General features: G+C 69.2%; 7 protein-coding genes and 2 pseudogenes. 7 read left to right on the top strand and 2 right to left on the bottom strand.

Annotation, left to right across the window (positions count from 1 at the left end; translation table 11 throughout):
• Positions 1-68: 68 nt before the first annotated feature.
• Both ACWD01_RS36730 and ACWD01_RS36725 read left to right on the top strand, forming a co-directional pair.
• Positions 69-518 carry an integrase core domain-containing protein gene (locus tag ACWD01_RS36730; RefSeq protein ID WP_451168240.1) on the top strand — a complete coding sequence of 150 codons (450 nt, stop codon included), beginning with the start codon at positions 69-71 and terminating at the stop codon, positions 516-518.
• Positions 487-807: a hypothetical protein gene (locus ACWD01_RS36725; protein ID WP_451168238.1), complete on the top strand. Its 321-nt coding sequence runs from the start codon at positions 487-489 to the stop codon at positions 805-807. The genes ACWD01_RS36730 and ACWD01_RS36725 overlap by 32 nt, the downstream gene beginning before the upstream one ends.
• A 171-nt stretch (positions 808-978) precedes the next feature.
• On the opposite strand, the gene ACWD01_RS36720 is transcribed toward ACWD01_RS36725, so the two are convergent.
• Entirely contained in the window at positions 979-1,464 is a 486-nt protein-coding gene (locus tag ACWD01_RS36720; protein WP_451168236.1) for a hypothetical protein, read from the bottom strand.
• A gap of 234 nt (positions 1,465-1,698) precedes the next feature.
• Here ACWD01_RS36720 and ACWD01_RS36715 point away from each other — a divergent pair.
• Both ACWD01_RS36715 and ACWD01_RS36710 read left to right on the top strand, forming a co-directional pair.
• Positions 1,699-1,838, top strand: a pseudogene (locus ACWD01_RS36715) (amidohydrolase family protein); the annotation flags it as partial.
• A 120-nt stretch (positions 1,839-1,958) separates the two neighbouring features.
• Complete coding sequence (locus tag ACWD01_RS36710) at positions 1,959-2,255, top strand: hypothetical protein (RefSeq protein WP_451168234.1); 297 nt, start codon at positions 1,959-1,961, stop codon at positions 2,253-2,255.
• Here ACWD01_RS36710 and ACWD01_RS36705 read toward each other — a convergent pair.
• Positions 2,242-2,511: pseudogene (locus tag ACWD01_RS36705) on the bottom strand (DUF2071 domain-containing protein); the annotation flags it as partial. The gene ACWD01_RS36710 and the pseudogene ACWD01_RS36705 overlap by 14 nt on opposite strands.
• Here ACWD01_RS36705 and zwf point away from each other — a divergent pair.
• From zwf to ACWD01_RS36690, 3 genes are all read left to right on the top strand, one after another.
• Positions 2,398-3,735 (top strand): glucose-6-phosphate dehydrogenase, encoded by a 1,338-nt coding sequence (zwf, locus tag ACWD01_RS36700; protein WP_451168232.1) that lies wholly within the window; start codon positions 2,398-2,400, stop codon positions 3,733-3,735. The pseudogene ACWD01_RS36705 and the gene zwf overlap by 114 nt on opposite strands.
• A gap of 217 nt (positions 3,736-3,952) precedes the next feature.
• Complete coding sequence (locus ACWD01_RS36695) at positions 3,953-4,696, top strand: HAD family hydrolase (RefSeq protein ID WP_451168230.1); 744 nt, start codon at positions 3,953-3,955, stop codon at positions 4,694-4,696.
• Complete coding sequence (locus tag ACWD01_RS36690) at positions 4,693-7,077, top strand: glycoside hydrolase family 65 protein (RefSeq protein WP_451168228.1); 2,385 nt, start codon at positions 4,693-4,695, stop codon at positions 7,075-7,077. Before ACWD01_RS36695 ends, ACWD01_RS36690 begins: the two co-directional genes overlap by 4 nt.
• Positions 7,078-7,396 lie beyond the last annotated feature (319 nt).

Below are 7,396 nucleotides of genomic sequence, written 5' to 3'. Positions count from 1 at the left end.
CCGCAAGACGCTCGGCTGGAGGACACCGGCCGAGGTGTTCAACGAGCAGCTACTGTTGCAACAGGCCGGTGTTGCAACGACCGGTTGAATCTGGTGAGTACACGTCTGACGAACTCCGCCGGGAAATAAGTAGGTTCGGGCTGCGGCAGAGCATGGGCCGAACCGGCTCGTGCTACGACAATGCCGCCGCCGAGAGCTTCTTCGCACTGCTCAAAGAGGAAATCGGCACCCGCCGCTGGCCCGACCGGCCCACTGCCCGCGCGGAGATCTTCGCCTTCATCGAGACCTTCTACAACCGCAAGCGGCTGCGGAAGCATCCGGCCTGGGGGTACCTCACCCCGCTGGAGATCCGACAGCGACACGAGCAAGAACACGCCCCTCGCAGCGTAAGCAACGAGTGTCCAGCATCACGGGGAAAGTTCACAATGGCTTGGCCATGCTCTTGGTCGGGTACCGCAGGGCGGCAGAGGCCAAGGCGGCGCGCTCGTGACCGAATGGCACAACGTGCAGAACAGTGAGCACGACGTCAACGCGAGACTGGCAGTCTTTGTCCCGGCCAAGCTCCGCGAAACGCAAGGCATGATCGGGACCCCGCAGAGGATCTGCGCCGGCGTCGAAAGCCTCGTCGAGGCATACATCAAGATCATGCCGCACGTGCGGGACGCAGGACCGGACTACGCCCCTGGCGTGGTCGACGGTCTGCGCCACGCGCTTGCCTACGTTGCAGTCCGCTTCGAGGACCACCCCGATTTCGAGGAGCGGTTCAACGCCCAGGCCCCCGGCACCCTCAGCGAATGGCCGGAATGACGAACGGCGAACTCACGCCGATCGAGTACCTCTACGGTATCGAGGGTTGGGTATACACAGCAGATGCCAGCCCTCATGCGTGCCTTGATCAAATCGTCACGAAGGTCACTGCGGCGGACCGGAGGCACTTCCCGGCAGGAAGGCCTCCAGCCCCGTCGACGGCCAAGGGGATCACGGGTCGATGTCGCCGAGGTCCCTGGTCAGAATGTCCTGGCCATTCCGCTGGATGTGCAGGACGACGTCGTTGAAAGTGAGATGGAGCAGCGTCACGTTCCAGTTCGGGTTGGGGCACACCTCCTGCGGCGAGGGGGTCTCCGGCACGGGGATGGTCACGTTGCGGAAGGTGATCTGACCGTTGCGGGGCTGAATGGTTGTGACCGGCCCCGTCACGTTCTGGAACTCGACGCCCTGACCGGGAGCAATGTTGCCGCCCCTGTTGGAGCACACGTATTCGGCCTCGACGGAGGATGCCGTGAGGAAGGCGTCGGTGGCGCTGTTGCCGAGGCCGGCCGCCTTGCCGCTGCAGCGCAGGCCCGTGGTGAGGGACTTCGTGCAAGTGACATCGCCGATGAAGTGGGGGCTTTGGGCTGAGGCAGTCGACATGCCGCCGACAGTCGCTGCCAGCGTCATGAGTGCGGTCGCGAAGACGCGTCGCATAGGGTCTCCAGGTCTCCTGGTGGAAGCGACATGAGGGATTGCGTGACCGGCCCTCCACACTGATCTTTGAGGGCTGGTCGGCCTTCATGTTTGTCACGCGACCTGCCCACTCATGCGCGAATCGGAATCTTCGGCGTGCGTATGGGTGAGAGGTCCGAACCGGCACACAGAGATGAGCCCGTCCTGCCCGGCCAAGCTTTCCCGCCTTCTTCGGCATCAAGCGCCTTCATGCGCTGGGCGAAGTCCCGCGCGGTCGGCAAGCCTCAGATGGCCACCTGGCGCCGGACGTCACCGATCGCATTGTCCGCGGCAATACGATCCAACTGCTGGACCCGACGTACCACGGCCTGGCCGGGGCGGGGGCGGGCTTTTGAGCGTACGGGGCGGCGTTGCCTGAGCCGCCACTCCGATGGGCCCGCCTGGATGCGCAGCCCGCCGCCGCCCGCGAACACTGGGTCAGGACGGGGGTGACTTCGACCAGGAAGAGGCGGCTCATGCGCACGATGCTGATGTGCCAGATGGACACGGAGAAGGCCAGCGCGGTCATCAAGGCCAACCGGATGGACGAGGTTCTCGGGTCCTTCCTGGAGCGGGTGAAGCCGGAAGCCGCGTACTTCGGGGCTCTGGACGGCATGCGCACCGCATTCTTCGTCCTCGACCTGGAGCACCCTTCTCAGTTGCCGGCCGTCTGCGAGCCGCTCTTCATCGAGCTCAACGCGAAGATCACGATGTTCCCAGTAATGAACGCCGACGACGTCCGCACGGGCGTAGAACAGTTCATCGCCTCCTGACGTTGTGGGGTTCCTGACGTCGCCGGGGCCGGGTTTGTCCTGACAGGGCGGCTGACCGTCGGGCTAGCGCGCCGGGGCGGATCCGCAGAAGGTACGCGGGCTCACCACCGCGCCGACGCCCGGCGTAGGCCAGCATCGCACCGTGCTCGGTGACGCTGAGGTCCCCCCGGTGGTACGGGGCGCCCGTACCCGCCCGAATGATCAGGCTCATGGCGGCGCTGGCCGCCTCGACGGACAGGAACCACAGTCCGTCCCTGCCGTCCGGGCCGCGCACGTAGGTACGCAGGTTGGTCTCGGGGAATGTGGTCAGCCGGCGTGTCACCTGCAGGGCAGGCAGGAATGCGGGCCGCTGGAGGCCGTTCGTGACGCCGGGCAGGCCGTCGGCGGCAGCCCCCGCCGGCTGTTCCACCTCGCCGTGCCGCCGAAGGCCTTCGCCTCCGTCGTCGAGATGCTCGGCGCGACGGGCCTCGCCGACGGCGCACGGATCATCGTCGAGAAGCCGTTCGGTACGGACCTGCCCTCGGCGCAGGCCCTCAACGCGACGATCCACTCCGTCTTCGACGAGTCGCGGGTCTTCCGCATCGACCACTTCCTCGGCAAGGAGTCGGTCGACAACATCCTGGCGCTGAGGTTCGCCAATGGCCTGCTGGAGCCGGTGTGGAACCGCGGCCACATCGGCCATGTGCAGATCGACGTGCCGGAGAAGATCGGCATCGAGGGCCGCGCCCAGTTCTTCGAGGGGACCGGCACCTTCCGGGACATGATCGTCACCCATCTGTTCCAGCTGCTCGGCTTCGTGGCGATGGAACCGCCCACCACCCTCGCGGCCAAGCCTCTGCGGGACGAGAAGGAGAAGGTCTTCCAGTCCATGCGGCCGCTGGACCCGGCACAGGTGGTGCGCGGCCAGTACGCGGGCTACCGCGACGAGCCCGGCGTCGACCCCCGGTCGGACACCGAGACCTTCGTCGCGCTGCGCGTCGAAGTCGACAACTGGCGTTGGGCGGGCGTGCCGTTCTACCTGCGCTCCGGCAAGTCGCTCGGCGAGGCGCGGCACGTCGTGACGCTCGGCTTCCGCGAGCCCGCCCTGCGGATGTTTCCGCTCGCCGCCCGCGGCCACGGCACACGCAACAACGAGCTGGTGATCGACTTCGACGACCCCGGCCGGATCGCCGCCCGCTTCCTGGTGAAGGCCCCCGGGCCGGCCATGCGGCTGAGCGACGCCGAGATGGTCTTCAGCTACGCCGAGTCCTTCGACATGAAACACGCGCTCGAGGGATACGAGCGCCTCATCCTGGACGCGATGCTCGGCGACCAGTCCCTGTTCACCCGATCCGACGGGATCGAACGGCTCTGGGAGGTGTCCGCCCCGCTGCTGGAGAACCCGCCGCCGGCCGAACCCTATGCGCCCGGATCCTGGGGGCCCGAGAGCATCAACCGGCTCATCGCGCCGCACCACTGGAGTCTGCCGGGCCGTCGGTGACCCGCCCCGTGTCACCCGGGACGGGCCCCGGCCCCCGGCCCGCCCGCCTCCACCGGGAACCCCCCGCCCGCCACCGGTACGGCGGACGCGGGGAGCTTCCGGCGGAGGCGGGCTGGTCCGGATGGCACCCGGCGCGTCATCCGTACGGGGTACCTGCGTTGCGGCGCGACTCGGCTGCGGCCCCCGGCGGCCGCCGTCGCCTCCTAGCCTCGACGATATGCTGGGGCTTCCCGATCACGTGCGCACCTGTCTTTTCGACCTCGACGGCGTCCTCACCCGCACCGCGAAGGTCCACGCGGCCGCCTGGAAGGAGATGTTCGACGACTTCCTGCGGCAGCGGGTCGACCGCGAGGGAGCGGCGTTCGTGCCGTTCGACGCCGTGCGCGACTACGACGAGTACGTAGACGGCCGGCCACGCGAGGACGGCGTCCGTACCTTCCTAGCCTCCCGAGGCATCGAGCTGCCCAAGGGCGCGCCCGGCGACCCGCCGGACCGGGAGACGGTCAACGGCCTGGGCACCCGCAAGAACGAGCTGGTACTTCGCAGAATCCGCGAGGACGGCGTGGATGCGTACGAGGGATCCGTGGCCTATGTGCACGCCGTCCGCGGCGCCGGCCTGCGCACCGCGGTCGTCTCGTCCAGCGCCAACTGCCGGGATGTGCTCGCCGCCGCCGGTATCGAGGACCTGTTCGACGAGCGCATCGACGGAGTCGTCGCACACGAGCAGGGCCTCCACGGCAAGCCCGCTCCCGACACCTATCTGGCTGCCGCCCGCGCCCTCGGCGTCGCCCCGGGAGCCGCGGCCGTGTTCGAGGACGCCCTCGCCGGCGTGGAGGCGGGCCGGGCCGGGCGGTTCGGCCTCGTCGTGGGCGTCGACCGCACCGGTCAGGCCGCCGAGCTGCGGCGGCACGGGGCGGACGTCGTGGTGGACGACCTCGCCGAACTGATGGAGTCACGGTGATCAGCCACTCCGGTTACACGGTCGAGCCGTGGTGCCTGCGCGAGACCGGGCTCGACCTCGACGTCCTTTCCCAAAGCGAGTCCGTCTTCGCCCTCGCCAACGGCCACATCGGCTGGCGCGGCAACCTCGACGAGGGCGAGCCCCACGGACTGCCCGGCGCCTATCTCAACGGGGTCCACGAACTCCATCCGCTCCCGTACGCCGAGGCCGGGTACGGCTATCCGGAGTCCGGCCAGACCATGATCAACGTCACGGACGGGAAGATCGTCAGGCTGCTGGTGGACGACCATCCCTGCGACCTGCGTTATGGCGACCTCACCGCCCACGAGCGGGTACTGGACTTCCGCTCCGGCATCCTGCGGCGCACCGCGGAATGGACCTCGCCGGCCGGCCGGTCCGTCCGCATCACCTCCGAGCGACTGGTGTCCTTCACCCAGCGCGCCATCGCCGCGATCGCCTACGAGGTGGAGCCGCTGGACGGGACCGTCTCGGTGGCGGTCCAGTCCGAGCTCGTCGCGAACGAGCAGCTGCCTCACGACACCGGCGACCCCAGGGTCGCCGCGGCCGTCGACTCACCGCTGGAGGCCGAAGAGCACTTCGCCCAGGACACCCGGCTGCGCCTCGTGCACCGCACCAAGAGCAGCGGACTGCGAGTGGGCGCCGCCGCGGACCACCTGGTCGACGGCCCGGCCGGCACGTCCTGGTCCGCCGAGAGCGAGCCGGACGTCAGCAGGCTCACGGTCACCTGCACGCTCCAGCCCGGAGAGCGGCTGCGGCTGGTCAAGTTCGTCGGGTACGGCTGGTCCGGCCAGCGCTCGCTTCCGGCCGTGCACGACCAGGTCGACGCGGCGGTCGCCACCGCCCGCAGCACGGGCTGGGAGGGGCTGCTCGCCGAGCAGCGGGCCTTCCTGGACCACTTCTGGTCCTGCGCGGACGTCGAGGTGGACGGCGACGCCCAGATCCAACAGGCCGTGCGCTTCGCGCTGTTCCACGTGCTCCAAGCGGCCGCCCGCGGCGAGGAGCGCGCGATCCCCGCCAAGGGCCTCACCGGGACGGGATACGACGGGCACTCGTTCTGGGACGTGGAGTCCTTCGTGCTGCCCATGCTCACCTACACCGCCCCGCAGACGGTCGCCCCGGTGCTCCGCTGGCGGCACTCCACCCTGCCCGCGGCGCGGGAGCGCGCCCGGCAGTTGGGGCTTGCAGGAGCGGCGTTCCCCTGGCGGACCATCAACGGCGCCGAGTGCTCGGCCTATTGGCCCGCCGGCACGGCCGCCTTCCACGTCAACGCGGACATCGCCGTCGCCGTGGCCCGGTACGTGGTGGCGACCGACGACGAGACGTTCGAGCGAGGACCCGGACTGGAACTGCTGGTGGAGACCGCGCGGCTCTGGCACTCGCTCGGCCACCACGACCCGGAAGGCGTCTTCCACATCGACGGGGTCACGGGTCCCGACGAGTACAGCGCCATCGCGCGGGACAACGTCTACACCAACCTGATGGCACGGCGGAACCTGCTGGCCGCCGCGGACACGGCCGCACGCCACGCCGACCGGGCCGAGGAACTGGGCGTCGACGACGAGGAGACCGCCGCCTGGCGGGACGCCGCCGCCCGGATCGCCATGCCGTACAACGAGGTACTCGGCGTGCACGAGCAGTCGGCCGGATTCACCGGCTACCAGCACTGGGACTTCGCGAACACCTCCCCCGAGCAGTACCCGCTGCTGCTCCACTTCCCCTACTTCGACCTCTACCGCAAACAGGTGGTCAAGCAGGCCGACCTGGTCTTCGCCATGGTGACCTGCGGGGAGGACTTCACGCCTGCCCAGAAGGCACGCAACTTCGCCTACTACGAGGCGCTGACCGTGCGGGACTCCTCACTCTCGGCCTGCTGCCAGGCCGTGATGGCCGCGGAGACCGGGCACATGCGGCTCGCTTACTCCTACCTGAGCGAAGCGGCCCTGATGGACCTGGAGAACCTGGAGCACAACACCCGCGACGGACTGCACATCGCTTCACTCGCCGGCACGTGGATGGCGCTGGTGATAGGACTCGGCGGCATGCGCCGGCACGAGGGCAATGAGGGCACGCACGGCACGCTGGAGTTCGCGCCACGGCTGCCGGAGCGGCTGACCGGTCTGCGGTTCACGGTGCTCGTGCAGGGGCGCAGGCTGCGGGTGGACATCCGCCGCCAGTCGGCCTGCTACACCATGGAGAGAGGGAATCCGCTGCGGATCCTGCACCACGGCGAACCATTCACCGTCTTCGCAGGCCAGCCGGTGGAGCGAGCAGTACCGACTGCGCCGGTACTGCCCGAACCGCAACAGCCCAAAGGCCGCCGCCCGGCCGATCGCAAGCCCGCCAGGACTCCGGCCGACTGACGCGCGCATCGTAGGAGGGGTCTGTCAATCGCTCGTTTGACAGACCCGGTCGTGGCGGTGGACCGGTCGCCGCGCTGCCGGCCCGGTACCCCTGGGGGCGGGCGGCCCTCGGGGGCGGCGCGTACGGAGCGGTGCCAGACGTGCTCGGCAGGGCGCTGGTCGGTGTGGGAGAGGGGCAGCAACTGGTCCAAGAGGCCCTGAAGGATTTCCACTCCAAGTGAACTGGAAAGTCCCGCTCCGGGGCCGGTATCGGCCCCGGAGTGCGGTGCGTCGCGGCGCCGGGCCGGCCATGGTCCGCGTCTTGCACGTTTGCCCGGGG

It is taken from the genome of Streptomyces sp. NPDC002835 (assembly GCF_053591995.1).
Note: the sequence above shows the minus strand (reverse complement) of the source record. Positions and strands in the feature narration are given on the sequence as shown.